Origin of the sequence: Arthrobacter sp. 08Y14 (assembly GCF_002929455.1) — a bacterium.
In the GTDB taxonomy this organism is placed as follows: domain Bacteria; phylum Actinomycetota; class Actinomycetes; order Actinomycetales; family Micrococcaceae; genus Arthrobacter_B; species Arthrobacter_B sunyaminii.
Genome location: NZ_PJIX01000001.1, coordinates 704,186 through 725,148 on the forward strand (window position 1 = coordinate 704,186; position 20,963 = coordinate 725,148).

Annotated in this window: 20 protein-coding genes; 6 read left to right on the plus strand and 14 right to left on the minus strand. The window is 67.5% G+C overall.

What is annotated here, in order from left to right:
• Positions 1 to 30 precede the first annotated feature (30 nt).
• The gene (locus tag CXR03_RS03285; RefSeq protein ID WP_104101910.1) at positions 31 to 924 is read right to left on the minus strand and encodes a rhodanese-related sulfurtransferase; all 894 of its coding nucleotides are present in this window, start codon (positions 922 to 924) and stop codon (positions 31 to 33) included.
• Between the two features lie 82 nt (positions 925 to 1,006).
• On the opposite strand from CXR03_RS03285, the gene CXR03_RS03290 reads away from it, so the two are divergent.
• Entirely contained in the window at positions 1,007 to 1,657 is a 651-nt protein-coding gene (locus tag CXR03_RS03290) for a GNAT family N-acetyltransferase (protein WP_104053086.1), read from the plus strand.
• 125 nt (positions 1,658 to 1,782) lie between these two features.
• Positions 1,783 to 4,173 carry a DEAD/DEAH box helicase gene (locus CXR03_RS03295; protein ID WP_104101913.1) on the plus strand — a complete coding sequence of 797 codons (2,391 nt, stop codon included), beginning with the start codon at positions 1,783 to 1,785 and terminating at the stop codon, positions 4,171 to 4,173.
• A gap of 8 nt (positions 4,174 to 4,181) precedes the next feature.
• Here CXR03_RS03295 and CXR03_RS03300 read toward each other — a convergent pair whose 3' ends face one another.
• The 7 genes from CXR03_RS03300 to ssd form a co-directional block, all read right to left on the minus strand.
• On the minus strand, positions 4,182 to 4,565 hold the full coding sequence (locus tag CXR03_RS03300) for an Rv3654c family TadE-like protein (RefSeq protein WP_258073467.1): 384 nt from the start codon (positions 4,563 to 4,565) through the stop codon (positions 4,182 to 4,184).
• Positions 4,566 to 4,637: 72 nt separating this feature from the next.
• The gene (locus tag CXR03_RS03305; RefSeq protein WP_237688611.1) at positions 4,638 to 4,967 is read right to left on the minus strand and encodes a TadE family type IV pilus minor pilin; all 330 of its coding nucleotides are present in this window, start codon (positions 4,965 to 4,967) and stop codon (positions 4,638 to 4,640) included.
• Positions 4,968 to 5,010: 43 nt separating this feature from the next.
• Positions 5,011 to 5,400 carry a DUF4244 domain-containing protein gene (locus CXR03_RS18550; RefSeq protein ID WP_104101914.1) on the minus strand — a complete coding sequence of 130 codons (390 nt, stop codon included), beginning with the start codon at positions 5,398 to 5,400 and terminating at the stop codon, positions 5,011 to 5,013.
• A 167-nt stretch (positions 5,401 to 5,567) separates the two neighbouring features.
• Positions 5,568 to 5,993, minus strand: coding sequence for a type II secretion system F family protein (locus CXR03_RS18225; RefSeq protein ID WP_181034477.1), 426 nt, complete (start codon positions 5,991 to 5,993; stop codon positions 5,568 to 5,570).
• Positions 5,994 to 6,157: 164 nt separating this feature from the next.
• A complete protein-coding gene (locus CXR03_RS03320) occupies positions 6,158 to 6,778 on the minus strand; it encodes a hypothetical protein (protein ID WP_258073468.1) in 621 nt (206 codons plus the stop codon).
• A gap of 194 nt (positions 6,779 to 6,972) precedes the next feature.
• Entirely contained in the window at positions 6,973 to 8,190 is a 1,218-nt protein-coding gene (locus CXR03_RS03325; protein WP_104102785.1) for a TadA family conjugal transfer-associated ATPase, read from the minus strand.
• 74 nt (positions 8,191 to 8,264) lie between these two features.
• Positions 8,265 to 9,554 (minus strand): septum site-determining protein Ssd, encoded by a 1,290-nt coding sequence (ssd, locus tag CXR03_RS03330; protein WP_104101917.1) that lies wholly within the window; start codon positions 9,552 to 9,554, stop codon positions 8,265 to 8,267.
• Positions 9,555 to 9,728: 174 nt separating this feature from the next.
• On the opposite strand from ssd, the gene CXR03_RS03335 reads away from it, so the two are divergent.
• A complete protein-coding gene (locus CXR03_RS03335; RefSeq protein WP_104101919.1) occupies positions 9,729 to 10,544 on the plus strand; it encodes an alpha/beta fold hydrolase in 816 nt (271 codons plus the stop codon).
• On the opposite strand, the gene CXR03_RS03340 is transcribed toward CXR03_RS03335, so the two are convergent.
• The 3 genes from CXR03_RS03340 to CXR03_RS03350 form a co-directional block, all read right to left on the minus strand.
• Positions 10,541 to 12,571 (minus strand): iron ABC transporter permease, encoded by a 2,031-nt coding sequence (locus CXR03_RS03340; RefSeq protein WP_104101920.1) that lies wholly within the window; start codon positions 12,569 to 12,571, stop codon positions 10,541 to 10,543. The genes CXR03_RS03335 and CXR03_RS03340 overlap by 4 nt on opposite strands.
• 89 nt (positions 12,572 to 12,660) lie before the next feature.
• Positions 12,661 to 13,719 (minus strand): iron-siderophore ABC transporter substrate-binding protein, encoded by a 1,059-nt coding sequence (locus CXR03_RS03345; protein WP_104101922.1) that lies wholly within the window; start codon positions 13,717 to 13,719, stop codon positions 12,661 to 12,663.
• Positions 13,716 to 14,609 (minus strand): ABC transporter ATP-binding protein, encoded by an 894-nt coding sequence (locus CXR03_RS03350; RefSeq protein WP_104101923.1) that lies wholly within the window; start codon positions 14,607 to 14,609, stop codon positions 13,716 to 13,718. The genes CXR03_RS03345 and CXR03_RS03350 overlap by 4 nt, the downstream gene beginning before the upstream one ends.
• 193 nt (positions 14,610 to 14,802) lie before the next feature.
• Between CXR03_RS03350 and CXR03_RS03355 the strand changes: the two genes are divergently transcribed.
• Positions 14,803 to 16,518 carry a bifunctional 3'-5' exonuclease/DNA polymerase gene (locus tag CXR03_RS03355; RefSeq protein ID WP_104101925.1) on the plus strand — a complete coding sequence of 572 codons (1,716 nt, stop codon included), beginning with the start codon at positions 14,803 to 14,805 and terminating at the stop codon, positions 16,516 to 16,518.
• On the opposite strand, the gene CXR03_RS03360 is transcribed toward CXR03_RS03355, so the two are convergent.
• Complete coding sequence (locus tag CXR03_RS03360) at positions 16,500 to 17,480, minus strand: CPBP family intramembrane glutamic endopeptidase (protein ID WP_181034478.1); 981 nt, start codon at positions 17,478 to 17,480, stop codon at positions 16,500 to 16,502. The genes CXR03_RS03355 and CXR03_RS03360 overlap by 19 nt on opposite strands.
• 131 nt (positions 17,481 to 17,611) lie before the next feature.
• Between CXR03_RS03360 and CXR03_RS03370 the strand changes: the two genes are divergently transcribed.
• On the plus strand, positions 17,612 to 18,784 hold the full coding sequence (locus CXR03_RS03370; RefSeq protein ID WP_181034479.1) for a sensor histidine kinase: 1,173 nt from the start codon (positions 17,612 to 17,614) through the stop codon (positions 18,782 to 18,784).
• Positions 18,781 to 19,518, plus strand: a complete 738-nt coding sequence (locus CXR03_RS03375; protein ID WP_258073469.1) for a response regulator transcription factor — start codon at positions 18,781 to 18,783, stop codon at positions 19,516 to 19,518. Before CXR03_RS03370 ends, CXR03_RS03375 begins: the two co-directional genes overlap by 4 nt.
• Here the strand turns inward: CXR03_RS03375 and CXR03_RS03380 are convergent.
• Positions 19,445 to 20,128: a CoA pyrophosphatase gene (locus tag CXR03_RS03380; protein WP_104053100.1), complete on the minus strand. Its 684-nt coding sequence runs from the start codon at positions 20,126 to 20,128 to the stop codon at positions 19,445 to 19,447. The genes CXR03_RS03375 and CXR03_RS03380 overlap by 74 nt on opposite strands.
• Positions 20,125 to 20,922, minus strand: a complete 798-nt coding sequence (gene nth / locus CXR03_RS03385) for an endonuclease III (RefSeq protein ID WP_258073470.1) — start codon at positions 20,920 to 20,922, stop codon at positions 20,125 to 20,127. Before nth ends, CXR03_RS03380 begins: the two co-directional genes overlap by 4 nt.
• Positions 20,923 to 20,963: the final 41 nt, after the last annotated feature.

Here is a 20,963-nt window from a genome sequence, read left to right on the forward strand (position 1 = left end):
AGGCCCGGGCTGCCGCCGTCGTCATCGTTCCTATTCGATGCAGCCGTCCGGGCACCGCAGGGTGGACGGGTCCGAGGCGCACTCCGCGCAGTACAGGGTGAGCTTGCGGCAGGAGGGGTTGGAGCAGTTCTCGAACTTGCTGGTCGGAGCCTCGCAGCGCACACACTTGCCGATGGTGGCGGCGTCCTCGGTGAACTCCATGTGCATCCGCTTGTCGAAGACGTAGAGCGAGCCCTCCCACAGTCCCTTGTCACCGTAGGCTTCCCCGTAGCGGACAATCCCGCCCTGCATCTGGTAAACCTCTTTGAAGCCGCGGTTGACCATCAGCGAGGACAGGACCTCGCAGCGGATGCCGCCGGTGCAGTAGGTCACCACCGGCTTGTCCTTGAGATCGTCGTATTTGCCGGAATCCAGTTCGGCGATGAAGTCATGCGTGGTGGCAACGTCGGGCACCACGGCCCCCTTGAACTTGCCGATCTGGGCTTCAAAGGCATTCCGGCCGTCGAAAAAGACCACCTCTTCGCCGTCGGCCTTCTTCTCCTCCACCAGCTGGTGGAGTTCTTCGGGCCGCAGGTGGGTGCCTCCGCCCACTACTCCGTTCTCGTCAACCTTCAGTTCACCCGGGGCGCCGAAGCTGACAATTTCCTGGCGGACCTTGACGCTCAGCCGCGGGAAGTCCTCCGCACCGCCCTCGGAATACTTGATGTCCATCTTCTTGAAGGCCGGATACTCGCGGGTGGCCTTCACATATGCCTTCACGGCGTCAAGCTCTCCGCCCACGGTTCCGTTGATCCCGTCAGGCGAGATCAGGATCCGGCCGCGCAGTCCCAGCTTCTCGCAGAGGGCGCGCTGCCAGAGGCGCACGGCCTCCGGATCGGGGAGGGGCGTAAAGGCGTAATACAGTGCAATTCGGTTCAAAGCCACACATTAAGGGTAGACCGGCGCGGGACCCCGAATTTCATCAGCGCACATACCTTTCACCTGCCGCCCCCGCTAGTGTTCATTCATGAGCCTGCTGGACGATGATTTGCTTGAGACCTGGGTGACCGGATGGGCGCAGGCCCGCGGCTATCGAACCCGACGGGAAGGCCGTTTTCCGGCGGCTTTCCTGCATGACAAAACCAACGACTGGGAGTACTTCGCCCTGGAACCCTCCCATGACGAATTCGCGGCGCTGGCTTCCTCGGCCCGGATGAGTCCCGGGCGGCTCTTCACCATCGTCACCGGACGCGTGAATGAAATCCACGGCGCCGCCTTGGTTTACGGGCTGAATGTCCGGTCCGCGGACGAGGTTTTCATGACACTGGACATGACCGGGCAGGACATTGAAGACCCGCTGCCGCTGGACGGTTTTGAAGCGGAAACGGTGCGCAACGGCAAGGTGGGCACCGTTACCGTCACAGCCGACGGCGAGCTGGCCGCGCGGGGCAGCGTGGCGATCGTGGAAGGGCATGCGGTGTACGACCGGATTGTCACCGAGCCCGGGTTCCGACGGCGCGGGCTGGGCAGCTACGTGACGCGGGCTCTCACCGCAGTGGCCATGGAACACGACGCCGATTCCGGGCTGCTGGTCGCCACCGCCGACGGGCTGGAACTGTACACCTACCTGGGCTGGGAAAACCTGGCCAGCGTGGTGATGTTCGAACCGCGGCTGTAGGCGTCTGCGGCCGGTCTGCGGTGGCTTTTGCGGTCGCGTTTGCGGCGAAACGCAGCGGTTCAGCCCGGAGCTGAGCGGGCGCGTTTAACAGCGGCTGCCCGGACGGCCGGTGGGAGAATGGCACAGTGGCCCTACATGATTCCTTGATCCCCCTGCTCGGCTCCGGCGCCGACCCGGAACAGCTGGTCCATGTCCACGAAATCCCCGCCCGCCAGGCTGTTCCCGTTCCATGGCCGGACTGGGCGCACCCCGACGTCGTTGCCGCCTACGCCACGGTGGGTGTCCACGAACCCTGGCGCCACCAGATTGAAGCCGCAGAGTCCGCGCACTCGGGGCAGCACACGATTATTTCCACCGGCACCGCCTCCGGAAAATCCCTGGCCTACCTGCTGCCGGCCCTGGACGAGATCCACCGCACGGCACTGGATGACCGGGTCACCCTGGAGCCAACCGGGTCGGTGGCCCTCTATCTGGCCCCCACCAAGGCATTGGCCGCTGACCAGCTTTCCGCCGTAAACGCCCTGCAGCTTCCCACCGTGCGCGCTGAAACATACGACGGCGATACAGACACCGGTGCCCGGCGCTGGATCCGGGACCACGCCAACCTGGTGCTGGCCAACCCCGACATGCTGCATTTTGGCGTGCTGCCCAACCATGCCTGGTGGGCCAGGTTCTTCCGCCGGCTCAAGTACGTCATCATTGACGAAGCCCACAGCTACCGCGGTGTCTTCGGTTCCAACGTTGCCAACCTCATGCGCCGGCTGCGCCGGATCTGCCGCTACTACGGCGCCGACCCGGTGTTCATCGGTGCGTCCGCCACCTCGGCGGACCCGGCCTCCTCCTTCGGCAGGTTGATCGGCGGCGAGGTCACCGCCATCACCCGCGACGCCTCTCCGCACGGAGCCACCACCGTGGCGCTCTGGGAGCCGCAGCTCACCGAGCTCAAGGGCGAGAACGGGGTGCGCTCCCGGAGGACCGTCATTGCCGAAACCTCCGACCTGCTGGCCAACCTGGTGGCGGCACAGGTTCGAACCATTGCCTTCATCAGGTCCCGCCGGGGCGCCGAAACCATTGCCACCATCACCCGCCGGCTGCTGGATGAGGTGCATCCCTCGCTGCCGGACCGAGTGGCCGCGTACCGCTCCGGATACCTCCCGGAGGAACGCCGCGAGCTGGAACGCCGGCTGCGCAGCGGCGAGCTGCTGGGCATTTCCAGCACCTCCGCCCTGGAGCTCGGTATCGATGTTTCAGGGCTCGACGCCGTGCTGGTGGCCGGCTGGCCCGGCACCCGCGCATCGCTGTTCCAGCAGATCGGCCGGGCCGGCCGCTCCGGCCAGGACGCGCTGGCCGCCTTCGTGGCCAGCGACGATCCCCTCGATACGTATCTGGTGCACCATCCGGAGGCGATCTTCGACATTTCGGTGGAAGCAACTGTGTTTGACCCGTCCAACCCCTATGTGCTCGGCCCGCACCTCTGTGCCGCCGCCGCCGAAATCCCGCTGACCCCCGACGAGCGGGAGCTCTTTGGTCCCACCGCTGCCGGATTGCTGGATCAGCTGGTGGACCAGGGCTACCTGCGGCGCCGGCCCTCGGGGTGGTTCTGGACGCATGCGGAAAGTGCAGCCGCCCTGGTGAACCTGCGGGCGGACGGCGGCGGGCCGATCAACATTGTGGAATCCGATACCGGAATGCTGCTGGGCACCATGGATTCGCCGCAGAGCCAGTACCAGGCCCACACCGGCGCGGTCTACGTGCATCAGGGCCAGACGTTCCTGGTGGACGAGCTTAATGAAGCGGACCATTGCGCGATGGTCACCCGCGGCAACCCGGAGTTCTACACCCAAGCCCGGGACGTCACCCAGATTGAAGTGATCGAGACGGAACGGACCTCGCATTGGGGCGAGATTCAGGTCTGTTTCGGCACCGTGAAGGTCACCACCCAGGTGGTCTCTTTTCAGCGCAAGGCCCTGATTTCCAACGAGATCCTGGGCGAGGAGCCGCTGGAACTTGAGGCCAAGGAACTGTTCACCAAGGCGGTGTGGTTTGTCATTGACGAGCACCTACTCACCGGGGCGGGCCTGATTCCGGCGGACTTTCCCGGCGCCCTGCACGCTGCCGAGCATGCCTCCATCGGGATGCTGCCGCTGATTGCCACCTCCGACCGCTGGGACATCGGCGGCGTTTCCACCGCCCTGCACGCCGACACCGAGAAGCCCACCATCTTCGTGTACGACGGGCATCCCGGCGGTGCAGGCTTTGCGGAACGGGCCTATGAAGCCGCCGAACTGTGGCTGACCGCCACCCGCGACGCTATCCGCGCCTGCGAGTGCGAGCGCGGCTGCCCCTCCTGCGTGCAGTCTCCCAAGTGCGGGAACAAAAACAATCCCCTGTCCAAGGCCGGTGCGGTGACCCTGCTGCAGGTGCTGCTGGACAACGCCCGCAGCAGGGAAACCGAACCCGGCTCCGGCACTGCTCCCGCTGCGGCTGCGGCAGCGCCGGTCCGGCAAGCGGGCTAAGACCAGACTCACGGCGGAGGTCCGGCGCGGGCATGCCCGGTGGCAGGCTGCGGCAGCAGCGGGATCGGTACCCGGGTTTCCACCTGGACGGTCTGCTCTCCGGCTTCCACCGTGCATGCTGCCAGCACGGCGCCGTTGCGCCCGGCCACCTCTGCAGCCACCACGCACGGCTCTCCGCTCCGAAGCTCACGAACCGTGTCAGCGGCCGCGAGTGCTGCCAGATCGGCCGCGGTGGCCGCCCTGCTTGCGGCCACCGCGGTTTGCAGCAGTATCAGAACGGCTGCGCACAGGATCAGCAGCAATAGTCCGGAACCCAGCACCATGACCGTGCCCGCGCCCTCCTCGGTTTTATCTCCTTTCCCGGCCGCAGCGGCCGCTCGCGCTTCTCCCACGGTGGTTCGTCCTCTCGGCTGGTCGTGGTCCGATCTGTCCGGTTGCCCGGCGGCACGCTTCCTCTGGCTTGTTTAGTTTCCGGGTGGCAGGGATTCCGGAAGCGCCGCGGCAGATCCGGTCAGCTCAAGCGGCAGCCGGTCCAGCAGCGGAGCCGAGACGGAGGTCCCTACTTCCACCAGCATCCATTCCCCGTCCGCGGTGACGGTCACCCGTGCACCGGGTCCTGCGATCCGGCGGGCCGCATCCTCCGCTTCGGCGGTGCCTCCGCGCATGATTTCCCGTGCCGCCGCCCGCGCGGCTTCTTCCACCCGCAGTTGGGTGGCTCCCGCTGCCACTCCCGTCAGGACGGCGGCTAGGAGCAGCACGACGGCGGGCAGGCCCACGGCCAGTTCGGCGGTCACCGCTCCGCGTGAGGACTCTGCCGGGGGATTCTCTCGCTGTACGCTACCCAAGGGTGAGGGCACTGCGGATCAGTCCCATGAGCAGGGACCGCACCTCGCCGCTGCCCAGGACCGCTACCAGAAGGGCGGCAAAGGCAACGGCCGCCAAGGTGGCAATCGCATATTCTGCCGTTGCCATTCCTGCTTCGCGGTCGTGGAAGCTCCTCCGGCGGCGCTCCACTCTGTTGAGGGGAATCGAAAACACATTCTCCGTTGCCCGGGGGTAGAGCACGGTCACTGTGCCGAATCCCGAGCCCCAGGGTTGGCTCCCGGAAGCCGGCGCCCCGGGACTGTGCTCCGTTGAAATAATGGGCGCGTCCGGCTCGCAGTTCGGCTCACCGGTGCTGCCCCGGCCGCGCTGGACGGTGGTAACGGATCTGCTTAAACCTGGCATGGTTCCTCCTGATGTGATTGCTGTGAGCTGTAACTGCACCGCTGTTGAGGCGGTGATCCGATCCTTCATCGGCCGGCCCCTCGGAACCAGTGAGGGTGTTGCCGTTCCGGACAACGCCCGCGGGCAAGACGGTTGTGGAGGATGCGCAGCACCCGCGCAGATGTGTCTTAGGGAAGCGACGGCAGCAGGGACATCAGCAGCGGCACCACTGTCAGGGCCACGAATGCCGGGAGCGCACACAGCCCCAGGGGAACCACGAGCCGGACACCCAGAGCCGCGGCACGGCGTTCCGCTTCGCGGGCCCGGCGGCGGCGTATCTGCGCCGCCTCCGCCACCAGGACCGCAGCTGACGGCGCCCCGGTGGTGGCTGCGAATCTCAGTGCTTCGCGGAGGTGTGCTGCGGGCTCGGGGAGTCGGCTGCGCTCCGGTGCTGCCAGATCCCACGCGGCCGCCCAGGGGGCACCCAGCTCCAAGGCAGCCTGCACCCGGCAAAGACACACTGAGGTTTCCGGTTCCACTACCTCTGCCAAGACGGAAAGTGCCTGGAGGAGCGGCTGCCCGGCCTCCAGCATGGCTGCCGTCAGATCCAGCATCAGGGCAGGATCCTCTATGCCTGCCCCGGGAACCGCGTTGTGTCCCGGGGCCCTTTGCGCACCGGACCCGTTTGGGCAGACAGTTAGCGGCGCGGTATTCCATCCCGGGAGCAGGAGCAGCGCAACGGCGGCAGCAAGAAATACCGTCACCAGGGCTCCGGTCATCAGATGCCTGCTGCCTGACGCACCAGCGCACGCGACCAGATCCTTCCAGCCAGGGACAAGGCAACTCCTGCCGTCCCTGCCAACCATCCAAGAGGACTGCCCAGCAGCACGCCCACGGGATCTGCCCCCAGCAAATAGCCAAGGCCCAGCCCTCCCACCGGTAACCAGGTCAGCAGACGGACGGTTGCCTGGGGTCCGGCCATTGCGGTCTCCCGCGCCGCCTGGCTGTCCAAACCGCTCTCCAGCTGCGCGGCATACCGTCCGAGGACACCGGCCAGGGGTGCACCGCTGCGCTCCGTCACGCTTACGCACGCTGCAAGTCCGGTCCACAACCCGGCTAGGGATGCTGCGTCACGGCCCCGGCCCGGCCGCCGCGTCTTCCGAACTGTTCCAGTCTGTTCCTGCGCAGCGGCACGGAAAACCGGTACAGGGCTGATGCCCAGGGACGCGGATTGCGCGGCGGCTTCCAGCACCGGCAGCAGCCGCGCGGGCAGGGAACCGGCGGATTCCTTCCCGGCCGCTGCCTGCAGGGTTGCTGCGTCAGCCCAAAGCTGGTGCGGGGCGCGGCCGGCCGCCAGCAGACCAGTGAGCTGATGGATCAGAAGTGGCAGCTCCTGCAATGCCGGCTCAGAACGGGACCGTCGAAAGTTCGAAGATAGCTGATGCAGAAGCGAGGGTCGCAGGAACCGGTCCTCTGCCCGGCCGGGACCTGAAAGGCGGCGGCCAAGGCCCGGACTCAATTGCCCCGGGTTTCGGGAAGGCGACAGCAGCAGAACCGACGACAGCCCGAGCAGCCCGGTAATCCAAAGACCGGTCATGAAACGGAGGTCGCCAAGGCCCCGGCGATTCCGCAGGACGGCTGTTGCCCGTCTGGGCGGGACGGTGCCGCTTCCTCCCCGGAACCCCCGATCCGACGCTGAAGCGCAGCCCACCCCTCGCCGTGCCGATCTGCAGCATCCGTTGGCACCAGCGGCCGCAACGCCGGCACCGCCAGCAGCCGGCCGTCAGCCGATGCCGTGATCACGGCTATTTCAGCGATCCGGCGGCCGGTGGCGCTGCGGGCCAGATGCACCACCACGTCCAGGGCGCTTGCAGCCTGCAGAGTGACCGCGGTGCTGCTCATGCCGGCGAGCGCCCCGAGAGCTGCCAGCCGGGCGGGAACACTGGCAGCCGAGTTGGCATGGATTGTGCCGCCGGCGCCGTCGTGACCGGTGTTCATGGCGGCCAGGAGTTCACGGACCTCGGCGCCGCGGCACTCCCCCACAATCAGCCGGTCCGGCCGCATCCGCAAGGCCTGGCGCACCAGTTCGGCCTGATCCACTGACCCGGCTCCTTCGACGTTGCCATGCCGGCTTTGCAGGCCCACAACATGCGGGTGGCGGGGATCCAGCTCGGCGGCGTCCTCCACGAGCACCAGCCGTTCGTGCGGGTTGCTCAATGACAGCAAGGTGGAAAGCAGTGTGGTCTTTCCCGTGCCGGTGGCTCCGCTGATCAGAAAGTTCAGGCGGGACGCGATGATGCGCCGAAGCACTGCGGCGCACTCAGGATCCATTGTTCCGCCGGCCTGCAGTTCCTCCATGGTGAAGGTGAGCGTGCGCCGGATGCGGATGGAGAGCAGCGTGGAACCGGTGGATACCGGACGCAGCACCGCGTGGACCCGGTAGCCGCGCAGCTGCACATCCACGCACGGATTGGAGTCATCCAGCCGCCTTCCGCCGGCGGCTATCAGCCGGGCGGCGAGTCCCTGAACCTCCGCGTCGGAGCTGAACCGCAGCCCGGTCAGTTCCAGCCCGTGCCCGCTGTCCACCCATACCCGGTCCGGCCCGTTCACGAGGATGTCGCTGATCCCCGGGAGTAACGCCAGTTCCTGCAGCGGGCCGAGCCCCTGCAGTTCCGCCTGCACCCGGTCAACGGCGCGCAGTGCCCCCTGGGCGCCGAGCAGCCGCCCGCTGGAGTGCACGGCAGCTGCCAACCGGGCGGCGGTGACGGGCTCGCCGTCGTCCAGCATCCTCCGGCGGACCTCCCGCACCATGGTCGAATCACCGGCGCGGGGCGCCTGGTCATCTGCGGGCAAGGAAGATGCTGACCGGCGGCCCTTTGCCCCGCTCATGACAGCGGCCTTTGCCTCGGGGCAGCAGGCTGGGGCGACTCGGCGGCAAACCGTTCCACCAGCTGTCCGGTTACCCGCCGGATGCTGCGGCTGCGGCCACGCTGCAGCAGGAGTCCGCGTGCCTCGGCGTGTTCGAGGCGGCGCGTCGCGGGCAGGTAGCCGGCCAGGGGCAGTCCGGCGGCGTCAGCTGCACGGGCATCGTCCAGTCCGTCGCCCAGCGGTCCGCGGACCACTGCTGCCTTGGGTACGGTGCCTCCCAGGCTCCGACTCAATGATCTGGCTGCGAGTACGGGCCGCAGCCGTCCCGGAACCACCACCAGCAATGCGTCGCAGGAGAGCAGCAGCTGACCGGGCAGGTGCCGTGCGCAGTCCACAATGGTGAGGGCAAAGGCCGCACGGGCTGCGTCCATGACGGCCCGGATGCTTTCTTCTGCGGGAGCGTCAGCCAAGGACTGTGTTCCCGAATACCCGGGTCCCGCCTCGCCGTCGTCGGCATCGGAATCCGCGGAACCACCGGCGAGCAGCGCGAAACCCGACACCCGAGGCAGCGCAGAAGTGAGCTGCACCGGGTTCAACGCCCCGCGGACCTCCGCCAAGTCGGGCCAACGCACTCCGGGGACTTCACCGCTTCCCAGGCTGGCGTCCAGTCCACCGCCGAGGGGGTCGCCGTCCACCAACAGCGTTTCCATCCGGTGTTCGGCAGCTTCCTGGGCCAGCCAGCACGAAAGGGTGGAGGCCCCGGCTCCCCCGCTTCCGCCCATGACTCCCAGCACAAAGCCCGAATTGTTTTCTCGCCGGCGACCAAGGTATTCCGCCAACCAGCCCGAAGCCGCCGGAAGCACGGCTACGCGCGCGGCTTCGAGCCGGGCTGCCTGTTTCCACAAATCCGTGTCCTGCTCGAAGCCCACCAAGATGGTTTCCGCCCGTCGACGCCGGTTCCTGTCCGGTGACATACGGTGTCCGGGTCCCACACCCGCCAGATCGCTGCCCAAGAGCATCACTTCAGGGTTGCGCTGGAATGCGGCGGCTGCGTCCGGCATCACTTCCAACTCCACGCCCGCTGCCGCAGCAATTCTGGCCACCTCATCCTGGAGCCGTTGGGATGCACTGATCAGGATGACCGGTGCCAAGGTGATTGGACCGCGGGCAGTGGCATGGGAAAGGGCGCCCTCCGTGCGCAGGCTAAACCGAGCCGGTGCCCGTGTTTGTTCCGCCGGGAACTGTGCCCGCAGCGCGCGTGCCTTCCGGGACCCGGAAGACGGGACCCACAGCTGTTCTTCGCTCATGCCACCAGACTCGCCCAGCCGTATCAGGAGTACAGCGGACCACTGCAGCGCTGGGGACAAGCCGAGGTTGCCCGTGGGGTGTGGAGGACGGGAGCGCCGGCAGCCCGCGTGGGAGGATGGAGGGGCTGCATCCGCGGTGAAAACAGAAGTGGAACAGGAAGGTATGCCGGACGCATGACGTACCTGCAGATCAACGGCATGGACCTTTATGCAGAGGTTGCCGGCGACGGCGCCCCTGTTCTCCTGCTCCACGGCGGCTTTTGCTCCCTCGAATCGATGCGGGAGCTGTCCGCCTCGCTGCGGACGGATCACCGGGTGCACGCGTTCGAGCGTCCGGGCCACGGCCGCTCTGCCGACATCGACGGCGACTACAGCTACGCCCGGGGCCTCGCCGACACCATCGCGTACCTCGACAGCCAGAACCTCGGGGCGGTTCATGTCATCGGTTACAGCGACGGAGCCATCCTCGGCCTGCTCCTTGCCATGGAGCAGCCGGACCGCGTCCGTTCGCTGACCGCTATTAGCGCCAATCTGGATCCCTCGGCCTTCAGTACCGCAGAAGAGCACCAATCACTCCTGCTCACGCCTGCGCGGCGTGATTCTACGCCGGCCGCGGACGCCGCCACCGACGCAGGCAGCCTTCCGGCCGCCAAGCCCGACGTCGAACGCCTGCATTACGAACGGCTGTCACCCGACGGTCCGAAGCACGCCGACGTCGTCCTCGATAAGTTGTTCCGGCTGTGGACCACTGAGCCAAACATCGACCCGGCCGACCTCGCCCGCATCACCGTGCCTGTCCTCATCATGGCCGGGGACCGCGACTCGATCAGGCCGGACCACGCCCTCCTGGTTGCAGCCTCCATTCCGGGCGCCCAGCTGTGCATAGTGCCGGGCGCATCACACGGGCTGCTGGCCGAACACCCGGAACTGATCAGCAGCGTAATCCGCCGTTTTCTGCACTCATCAGCCGTCCGGCAAATGCGCGCCTAAGGTGAACGGCGCAGCAGCCAGATGAAATAGGGCGCACCGATTAGCGCAATCATCAGGCCGGCGGGAATGGAGGCGGGAGCGATGAGCGTGCGGCCCAGCGTATCCGCAACGCAGACGAGCAGCGCTCCGACCATCATGGACACGGGGATGATGCGCCCGTGCCGCGCTCCGATGAGTGCCCGGGCAAGATGCGGAGCCACCAGGCCCACAAAGCCCACTGCTCCGACGGCGACCACACTGAGTGAGGCGAGGACGGCCGCGATGGACAGCACCCCGAGCCGTGTCCGGTCCAGCTGTACGCCAAGGATGCGCGGAGTGTCCTCATCCACCGCGAGAAGGTCCAGCTGCCGCCGCATGCCAAACAGCAGCGGAACCGCGACAACGAGCGCGATCGCGACCGGAACGACGTCGGGCAGCGTCCTTCCATACGTTGTGCCGGACAGCCAGGTGAGGATCCGCGGCGTATTCCATGGATCGGCGCGGAGCAGGGAAAAGGTCGTCAGGGCGCTCAGCCCGTAGCCGCAGCCGATGCCGATCAGCACAAACCGGTCCGGCAGGAACCCGCCGCGCCAGGTCAGGAGGGCAATCAGGCCGAACGTAGCCAGTCCCGTCGCCACCGCCGTGAGGATGAGGAGCGGCCGTCCGCCGCCGAGCATGGTGACGACAATGACAGCGCCGAGCCCCGCGCCGGCGGTGATGCCGAGGATCCCGGGTTCGGCGAGCGGATTGCGCACCGTGCTCTGCACCACGCAGCCAGCCAGCGCCAGTGCGGCACCGGCCAGCAATGCTGCGGCCACACGCGGCATCCGGTCATCCAGTGCCCGCCCGATCAGGTCCGGTGCCGTGCCGTTGAGCCACAGGGCAACGTCGCCGGTGCGCAGCCACAGGCTGCCGGCGAGCAGGCCCGCCACAGCGGCGGCCGCGAGCAGGACGCCGGCACCGGCCAGTACCAGCACGAAGCGGCGCCGGGTGCGCAGCCCGCCGCGCGCCTGCGGAGGCTGCCGCACCGGGCCGGAGTCCCGCAGCCGCAGGGCAAGCAGAACAATGACCACTGCCCCAAGCAGGGCGGTGGGGATGCCGGTGGGAATCGACGAAGCACCTTCAGCACCGAGGAGAGCCCGCAGCGTCGCGTCGGCCAGCAGGATCAGGAGTGAACCCAGGAGACCGGACACGGGAATCAGGAAGACGTGGCGGTTCAGCACCGGGAGCCGGCTGGCGAGCAGCCGCGCGAACACCGGCGCCCCGAGACCGACAAAGGCGATCGGGCCGGCAAGGGTCACGGAGACGGCGGTGAGCACGACGGCGGCAACAACGGCGGCGATCCGGGTTGAACGGAGCGGCACGCCGAGCGAAAACGCGGTGTCATCGCCGAGGCCGAGAACGTCCAGCCGCCTGGCAAGCAGCAGGGCACCCGCGAGCGCGACAATGATGACCGGCGCTGCACGTACGGACGCGTCGAGGTTCAGCTGCGCCAGGGATCCGCTGCCCCAGGCGAAGAGACCTGTCGTGTTCTCTTTAAAGAGGATCAGGAGCATCGCGGTGGCCGCATCCAGGGCCATAGCGGTCGCGGACCCGGCAAGGATGAGCCGTGTGGTGCCCGAGCCGGCGGATGTTCCGGCGAGCCCCAGCACCAGGGCGGCAGCGGCCAGCCCGCCCACAAACGCGACGCCGCTGGATGCCCAGAGCGGAACGGCCAAGCCAAAGGCGGCGACAATGGTGAGCGCGAAGTAGGAACCGGCGGTGACCGCGAGCGTGTCCGGCGACGCGAGGGTGTTCCGGGAGATCGACTGCAGCAGCGCTCCGGCAACCCCAAGCGCAAAACCGACCCCCACTCCGGCGAACAGACGCGGCAGGCGGGAACCGGTCAAAATGTCGCTGACCGGAACGCCGCCAATGTCCTCCCGGGCACCGCCGGCCAGGCGCACCAGATCCAGCATGCCAACTCCGGACGTGCCCTGGGTCAGGTGCCACATGCCCGCCAAAACGACGGCGGCGAGCAGGGCGGCCAATACGGCCGCCCCGCTCATCCCGGCACGAAGACCGGCGCGAAGACCGGCGTCCGGGACCGGCTGACGATCGTGTCCGGTGCCGGGCGGCGCTGTTCGGGTGGAGTGGCTCAACCCTGCTCGGTAATGATGTTGACGTACGCGTCGATTGCCTGCTGGTTGGACAGCGGACCGCCGGCGCCCCAGACTCCTGCCGGGAACGCGTGCGCACGGCCTTCCTTCACGGCAGGAAGAGCGGTCCAGATCGGGCTCTTCTCGAACTCGCTGACATACCCGTCGGCACCCTCGTCGGCGGAGTAGAAGAAGGTGGCGTTGCCGACGGCGGTGAGGCCCTCGATATCCGTCTGGCCCAGGCCGTACGAGGGATCGACGCCGCCGCTGCCGTAGGAGGCATCAATCTCGTCGGTCCAGGCAGCGGTGAGGCCAAGCTCCTCGCCCAGCGCGGTGAAGAGCGCACCCTCACCGTACGGGCGGATCACCACGTTGCCGCCTTCCATCCATCCGTCGAAGAAGAGGAAGTCGGTGGTCGGCAGGTCCACGGCCTGGACCTTGTCCTTGGCAGCAGCCAGGTGTGCGTCGAAGTCCCCCAGTACTTCTGCGGCACGATCGGTGCGGCCGGTCGCCTCGGCAATCATGTTGAAGACGTTCTTCATGTTGCCGATCGGGTCCGCTCCGTCCGCGCCGACAGTGGCGAGCACGGGAACCCCTCGTTCCTCGAGCTGGGCGATGAGTTCATCGTCGGCACTGTAGGCCTCGATGATGATCAGGTCAGGGTCCGCTGCGTAGAGTGCGTCCATGTCGGGCTCGCCGCGGGTGCCGATGTCGGCAACGCCCTCCGGGATGGTTTCGGCGCTTACGTACGTTCCGTAGCCCTCGGCGTCGGAGACAGCCACAGGTGTTACGCACAGTGTGAGAGCGTCCTCGATCTGCTGCCACTCAAGCACCGCGATGCGCTCGGCGGGCTTATCGAGCTCCACCGTGCGGCCCACGCCGTCGGTCATCGAGACCGCATCGGTGGAGGTGGTCGTCGTGTCGGCCGCGCAGCTCTCGGACGTTGCGGCGGCGACATCGGCAGCTTCGCTGACCTCGGTGGTGCCGCAGGCGCTGAGGGCGAGGGCGGCGACGGCAAGTGTCGCGGCCGTGCTCGCAAAGGAACGGGAACGGATCATCGGTGGTCCTCTCGGGTGGCGCTCCGGGGCGGAGCAGGAACTTGGGTTGCGGTGCGGTTGGCATGGCGTCCAACGGGATCGATGCGCAGGTGGTTAGTGCGCGGGTCGAGGGTGACCTCGACGGAGAGCTCGTACACTTCGCTGATATTCGCGGCGGTCAGTACCTCGAGCGGACTGCCGGAAGCGTGGATGCGGCCGTCCGACAGCAGGAGCAGATGATCGGCGATCCGGGCAGCGTGGTCGAGATCGTGCAGCACGATGCCGACAGCAACGCCGTGGTCATCCACGAGGTCGCGGACCAGATCGAGGGTCTCGATCTGGTAGCGGAGGTCGAGATGATTGGTTGGCTCATCCAGCAGGACGACGCCGGTCTCCTGCGCTACGCACGCGGCGAGCCAGACGCGCTGTACTTCGCCGCCGGAGAGTTCCCCGACCGGCCGCTGCGCCATGTCCATGACGCCCGTGGCACGCAGGGCACGGTTCACTGCGCTGCGGTCAGCAGCGGAAAGGCCGGCAAATCTACGCCGGTACGGGTGGCGGCCGAAGGCAACCACCTCACTCACCGTCAAGCCCTGGGGAGCCGGCCGCGACTGGGCAAACAACGTGACCTCACGCGCGAACTCGCGCGCGCTGAGCAGGGAAGCCTCGCGTTCAGGCCGATCGATTCCGGCGCCCAGCTTTACGGTTCCCCCGTCGACGCGGTGCAGTCGTGCCAGGGAGCGCAGCAAGGTCGACTTCCCGCTGCCGTTTGGGCCGACAAGCGCGGTGACCCGGCCGGGTTCCAGCGTCAGCGAAACACCCTGGACCACGAGCGTGCTGCCGTAGCGGAGTACCAAATTCTCTCCGCGCATCGCCTGAAGCGACGAGCACTGGTCTTGCACTGTGGACATAAGGAACCTGAATCGTCGCGGGCCTGAGGCGGGAGGGCGGCGTACCAAAGGCGTTTACGGACCACGCGAGTTAGGGTTGCCATACCTAATATAAACGATACTGGTGTGACCTATGTAATGACGAGTGACGCACGTTTTTATTCGTCATGTTGAGCCGGCTGAAGCACCGGCGGCATGCAGGGACAATGGAACCATGTACGTTGTCCTCTCCGCCGCCGGGCCGGCCTCCCCCACCGGGTCCCTGTTGCTGCAGGAATTGGACGACGCCGGGCAGCCCGGCGCAGCACCCGCCGTCGTCGCCCCCGGGCAATTGGCCGCCGCGGTGCGACATTACGAGGAACGGCCGCAGAACGTCCGCTGGGTTTTCGGCAGCACACGGGACATCTATCCCCGTCTGCTGGACGCCGGCGTCACTGTGGAACGCAGCCACGATCTGGCCCTGGTCCGCGGGATCCTGCGTTTTTCCGAAGCCGTGCCGGCGTCCCCTTATATCGACAAGCTGCGTGCCGAGACGCCGGGCGAGGATGCGGACCTGCTCCCGCGCCAGCTGCTGCCGGTCCAGCCGGCACCGAACCAGAGCTCGCTTTTTGAGGAACTCGAGGGTTTCGACGCCCTGGCCGGCAGGCGCGGTCCGTCGCCGGAGGACCAGGTGGCCGAGCTGCAGGACCAGCTGGCGGCCGTCGCGGCTTCCACCGCCCCAGGCAGGCTGGCGCTGCTGCTGGCCGCCGAATCCGCCGGCGGCCTGATTGCCGTGGAGATGGAACACGCCGGCCTGCCCTGGCGGCGTGACATTCACGAAGCCATGCTGGAGGCCGAGCTGGGGCCGCGCCCGCCGGAGGGGCAGCGTCCGGTACGGCTGGAACAGCTCGCAGCAGAACTGCGGGACAAACTGCGCAACCCCGGGTTCAATCCGGATTCGCCGCAGGAACTGCTGCGCGCCCTGCACCGGGCCGGCATCGAGGTGAAGACGACCCGCTCCTGGGAGCTGCAGCAGCATGAACACCCCGCCATTGCTCCGCTGCTGGAATACAAACGGCTCTCCCGGCTGCTGAGCGCCAACGGCTGGACCTGGCTGGATGCCTGGGTGGACGGCGGCAGGTTCCGGCCCGAATACGTGGTGGGCGGTGTGGTCTCCGGCCGCTGGGCCTCCCGCGGCGGCGGTGCCCTGCAGATCCCCAAGTACGTGCGTGACGCGGTGCGCCCGGATCCGGGGTACCGGTTGATCGTCGCCGATGCCGCGCAGCTGGAACCCCGGGTGCTGGCCGCTCTGGGCCGAGACAATGCCCTGGCTGCCGCGGCCCGCGGAAAGGACCTGTACCAGGGCATCGCGGACCAGAACTTCAACGGCGACCGGGCGCTGGCCAAAATGGCCATGCTCGGCGCCATGTACGGTGCCACCTCGGGTGAAGCCGGCCGGCTGATGCCCGCCCTGACCCGGTCCTACCCGCAGGCAATTGGGGTGGTGGAGCGCGGTGCCAGGGCAGGGGAAGCCGGAAAGACGGTCAGCAGCCATCTGGGCCGCACCTCGCCCCCGGTCTCTGAACGCTGGCTGAGTGCCCAGCAGACCGCGTCCGCCGAGGAACAGCGCCGCGCCGATTCCCTCGCCCGCTCCCAGGGCCGGTTCACCCGCAACTTTGTGGTGCAGTCCACGGCGGCGGAATGGGCGCTGTGCTGGCTGGCGGAAATACGACGGCGGCTGCGGGCGGCGTCGTCCTCCTCCCCGGCGGGGCAGCTGGTGTTTTTCCTGCATGACGAAGTGATGCTTCATGTGCCCGCAGACCGGGCAGAGGAGGTTAGCGCCCTGGTCACCGAGGCCGCTGCGGCGGCCACCCGCCTGCTGTTCGGCCGGATCCCGCTGGAATTCCCGGTGGTGGCCGTAACCGTGGATTCCTACGCCGAAGCCAAGTAACGCTCCGCCGCACGCGACGGCACAGGTGCCGGAGCCGGGAACCAACGGATGACGATCAGGGAGTAGGCCAACAGGAAGGCCAGCGAGAAGGGCAGGGCGGCCCACGGCAGGTCGGTGGCGTTGAGGTCCCCGAAGCCCGCCGCGCCCAGGCCGAACGCTCCCAGGTTGTTGATGACATGCAGTGCGATCGCTGCTTCCAGCCCGCCGGTGCGCCAGGTGATCCAGCCGGCCGCGACGGCAAAGGCAGCCACGTCAATCTGCCCCGCCGGTCCGTAGCCGTGGCCAAGGACAAACAGGGGAACCGGCAGCAGAATGGCGAAGGCCGGATGGCGCAGCCAGGAACCGATGCCCTGCATCAGCAAACCACGGAAGGCGTACTCCTCTGCGGTTGCCTGCACTGGCACCAGCGCCAGGACCACCAGCAGCAGAAGCCAGACATCACCGGGGTTTGGTCTCCCGTCCGGGACTCCCCCGCTTCCTCGCAAGGACTCCGGCACCAGCAGGCTCAGGGCGTTCACGGCAGCGAACAGGCCGGCGGCGAGGACAAGCGGCTTGGGAAACAACGGCCAGCGAAGCCGGCCGGTGACCGAGGAGAGTGTTCCGGCGGAACGCCTGCCGCCCCACCGCACGCCCAGTGCCGCCGCGGGCCAGAGCAGGCAGACGGTTCCGAGCAGAAAGGCGAGCTGCACCGGGTCGCCGAGGTCTGATTGCGCTGACAATGCCCGGTCAACCATGGCGGAAACCTCCGGCACGAAGATCCCCACCGCCGCCGTTGCCCCCATCGCCAGCATCATCAGGACGAAGAACAGGACAACCGTGACCAACACCGTGGTCAGCGGGTGCCACCAGCGGTAGCCGGGCAGGGAGCGGGGCAGGCGGTGAAAGGGATAGGCGGGAGAAGGGCCGTGAACCGGGCGGGCGGGGGACTCAGCGTCCGGACCAGCCGGAAGATCAGTTGTCATGCTCCCAGCCTGCCCGCCCGGCGCCGCGTTCCGCTTCGGCCAAACGGCTTCCGCCACCAGCCACATGGCGGAAAAGACTTCATGCTTTTGGCTAATTGTTCTCCGGCAGACCGCTCACTAGGATTTCTAGAATGCCGCTCCCGACTCAACGCCCCAGCCCCTGGAAGACGGCCGGCATCACCGCCGCCGCCGCGGCAGTCGGGGTCCTGGTTTTCCTGATCGTCCGCGGCTCCATGCTGCCGCCCGACGACGCCGATCCGCTGCCTTTCATGGGACTGATGTTCCTGGACTTCATTCTGGGTTTGACCGCCGTCGGCCTCCTCCCCATCGCCCTGCGCCGGGCACCGGTTGCCGCCGGACTTGCCATCATTGCCCTCAGCGGACTCTCCACCCTGGCCTTTCCCGCCGCCTGCCTGTGCATCGTCCGCCTCGCGGCCCTGCGGCGGCCGCGCCTGCTGGCCGCCACTGTGCTTGTCTTTCTTGCAGCAGTGGGAGCGGACCTCATCCTCAATCCAGTTAACGACGCCGGCGACGGGGACATCTGGTGGGTTGCGCTCATTGCCCTGGCGTTTCTGCTCGTCCTCATCCTGATCGGGCTGAACCGCGGCGCCAAAAAAGCATTGATCGTCTCCCTCCAGCAGGAAGCGGACAGCGCCCGCCGGGAACAGGATGCGCGGGCAGATCAGGCACGGCTGGCCGAGCGCACCCGGATCGCCCGGGAAATGCACGACACCCTGGCGCACCGCCTGAGCCTGATCAGCATGCATGCCGGCGCCCTCGAATACCGCACCGATCTGGAGCCGGCGACCATCCGTTCCACGGCCGGGGTCCTCCGGGAGACCGCTGCCAAAGCCGCGTCGGAGCTGCGCCAGGTACTGACCGTTCTTCGTGAAGAGCCGGAGGCCTCGGCGCCGCAACCCAATATCTCCTCCATTCCGGCACTGGTGGAATCAGCCCGGGCGGCCGGCACCGACATCACGCTGAGCATCGAACCGGCGCTGCTGGCAGCCGGAGCGGATGGTCCCGCCGATGCCACCTCCCGCCACCTGTACCGGGTGGCACAGGAGGGCATCACCAACGCCCAGAAACATGCTCCCGGCCATCCCGTGGCTGTGTCCCTCACAGGTGCACCCGGGGAGGGCATCACGGTGACGGTCAGTAATCCGGTTTCCCGCTCCACGTCCCCTGCACCGGACGGGCTCGGCCTGATTGGGCTGGCCGAGCGGGCCAGGCTCTCCGGCGGTTCCTTTGAATCGGGTGCTAAGCGCGGGGTCTACACCACCGCAGTGCAGGTTCCCTGGTGAGCGCCGCGTCAATCAAGGTCCTGCTCGCGGACGATGAACCCCTCATCCGGGCAGGGCTGCGGCTTATCCTCGACGGGGCGCCGGATATTGCCATCATCGGTGAAGCTGACGACGGCGACACGGCCGTTCGGCTTGCCGCCGAGCTAGCGCCCGACGTCGTCCTCATGGACATCCGGATGCCACGCCTAAGCGGCATCGCCGCCACGGAGCGCATCACGGCGGCGCCGGAGCCGCCCCGGGTGATCGTCCTGACGTCCTTCGACACCGATGATTTCATCCTGTCCGCGCTGCGTGCCGGTGCGAGTGGATTCCTGCTCAAGGACACGCCGCCGGCAGACGTGGTCTCTGCCGTCCGAGCGGCAGCTGCCGACAACCTGCGCTTCTCCCCCGGTGTCCTGAAACGCATCGTTGCAGCCGCGGCGGCCTCATCCGCAGAATCAGCGGAGTCCGCCTCACAGCACAATCCGCTGGCGGTCCTCAGCGAGCGGGAACACGTCATCGCCTGTGCCGTTGCCCGCGGGCTGACCAACGCTGAAATCAGCGCTGAACTCTACGTCAGCATCGCCACCGTCAAAACCCACATCGCCAACGCCTTCACGAAGCTGAACGTCACCAACCGTGTCCAGCTGGCCGTGACCGTCCTGCAGTCCCAATCAGCGTCTACAGATCGGGAACGATCTCCCGGTTTTCATCCCAGGGCAGGGTCCAGCCCAATTCCTCCAGCACGCCGTTGAGGATGATTCCCGTGAAACCCCACACCAGGACACCGTTCACGAGGAACGCGGGCGAGCGGTGCTTGTTTCGGCCGTGGCTCATCACCGCGGTGCGGCGGTTTTCGGGGTTCAGCAGGTCCGCCACCGGGACCCGGAACACTGACGCCGACTCGCCGTAATCCACCACATCCACCGGGGTGGGCCGGTCCCACCAGCCCAGCACCGGAGTCACCAGGAAGTTGCTGACCGGCAGGCCAACCTCGGGCAGCGTGCCCAGAACGACGACGCCGTCCGGGTCCAGCCCCGTTTCCTCCTGCGCTTCGCGCAGGGCGGCGGCCTCCGGGCCGGAATCCACCGCGTCCACGGAGCCGCCGGGAAAGGCCACCTGCCCGGGATGGTCGTTCAGGGTGGCGGCCCGCTCCACCAGCAGGACGTCCAATTCCTCGGGAACACCGGCGGTACGGAAGTCAGCGGGCTTGTCATCCAGGTTGCCGAAGAGGATCAGCACCGCGGCACGGCGGGCAGTGGCCGGGTCCACGCTGCGGCGCAGCAGCTCCAGATTCGCGTCGAAGCTGGTGCTGCGGGCCGAGGCTGAAACACCCAGCTCCCTCAGATCGGCGTAGGCGCTCATGCTTCCAGCCCGTAGCCCGCGGCACGCAGCTGGGCACGGGTCTCAGCGGCCATCATCCGGGCGTGCAGTTCTTCACGGCCCGGAGCCAGCTCATACTTCAGCAGTTTTTTCGCCTTTTCCGGATCTGTTTCGCCCTCGCCGTAGGACGGGCACAGCGCGGCCACCGCGCAGGCGCCGCAGGCCGGGTTTTTGGAGTGGCAGACTCGCCGGCCGTGGAAAACCACCCGATTGGACAGGGGCGTCCAGTCCTTGGGTTCAAACAACTCGGCGACGTCCTCCTCCACCTTCACGGGGTCCTTGGCAGTCGTCCAGCCGAACCGGCGTGACAGCCGGCCAAAGTGCGTGTCGACCGTGATCCCGGGGATGCCGAAGGCGTTGCCGAGCACTACGTTGGCCGTCTTCCGGCCCACTCCCGGCAGCGTGACGAGCTCCTCCAGCTTGTCCGGCACCTCGCCGTCGTACTCATCCACCAGCCGGGTGGACAACGCCTTGATGCTGGCGGCCTTGGCCCGGAAGAAACCGGTGGGCCGGATCAGCTCCTGCAGCTCCGTCTCGTCCGCCTCGGCCAGTACCTTGGCGTCCGGATAACGGGCAAACAGCGTGGGAGTGACGGCGTTGACCCGGATGTCGGTGGTCTGCGCCGACAAGACGGTGGCCACCAGCAGCTCAAACGCGTTGGTGAAATCCAATTCGGCCACGGCGTAGGGATACAGCTCCCCCAGCATCCGGTTGATCTTCCGGGCCCTGCGTTTCAGGGCCAGCAGGGAGGGATCACTCCCGGTTGCCTTTGCCACTTGGTTGGTGTCCTTCTGTTGCGCCGCTGCGGTGGTGGAGG

Bases quoted from the DNA above. Each gene is read 5' to 3' on its own strand.
- CXR03_RS03370 (WP_181034479.1), top strand. From the start codon at position 17,612: ATGCCGCTCCCGACTCAACGCCCCAGCCCCTGGAAGACGGCCGGCATC.
- CXR03_RS03355 (WP_104101925.1), top strand. From the start codon at position 14,803: ATGTACGTTGTCCTCTCCGCCGCCGGGCCGGCCTCCCCCACCGGGTCC.
- CXR03_RS03360 (WP_181034478.1), bottom strand. From the start codon at position 17,480: ATGACAACTGATCTTCCGGCTGGTCCGGACGCTGAGTCCCCCGCCCGC.
- CXR03_RS03335 (WP_104101919.1), top strand. From the start codon at position 9,729: ATGACGTACCTGCAGATCAACGGCATGGACCTTTATGCAGAGGTTGCC.
- CXR03_RS03345 (WP_104101922.1), bottom strand. From the start codon at position 13,719: ATGATCCGTTCCCGTTCCTTTGCGAGCACGGCCGCGACACTTGCCGTC.
- CXR03_RS18225 (WP_181034477.1), bottom strand. From the start codon at position 5,993: ATGCTGGATCTGACGGCAGCCATGCTGGAGGCCGGGCAGCCGCTCCTC.
- CXR03_RS03340 (WP_104101920.1), bottom strand. From the start codon at position 12,571: ATGAGCGGGGCGGCCGTATTGGCCGCCCTGCTCGCCGCCGTCGTTTTG.
- CXR03_RS03380 (WP_104053100.1), bottom strand. From the start codon at position 20,128: ATGAGCGCCTACGCCGATCTGAGGGAGCTGGGTGTTTCAGCCTCGGCC.
- CXR03_RS03325 (WP_104102785.1), bottom strand. From the start codon at position 8,190: ATGGTGCGGGAGGTCCGCCGGAGGATGCTGGACGACGGCGAGCCCGTC.
- ssd (WP_104101917.1), bottom strand. From the start codon at position 9,554: ATGAGCGAAGAACAGCTGTGGGTCCCGTCTTCCGGGTCCCGGAAGGCA.
- CXR03_RS03290 (WP_104053086.1), top strand. From the start codon at position 1,007: ATGAGCCTGCTGGACGATGATTTGCTTGAGACCTGGGTGACCGGATGG.
- CXR03_RS18550 (WP_104101914.1), bottom strand. From the start codon at position 5,400: ATGCCAGGTTTAAGCAGATCCGTTACCACCGTCCAGCGCGGCCGGGGC.
- CXR03_RS03350 (WP_104101923.1), bottom strand. From the start codon at position 14,609: ATGTCCACAGTGCAAGACCAGTGCTCGTCGCTTCAGGCGATGCGCGGA.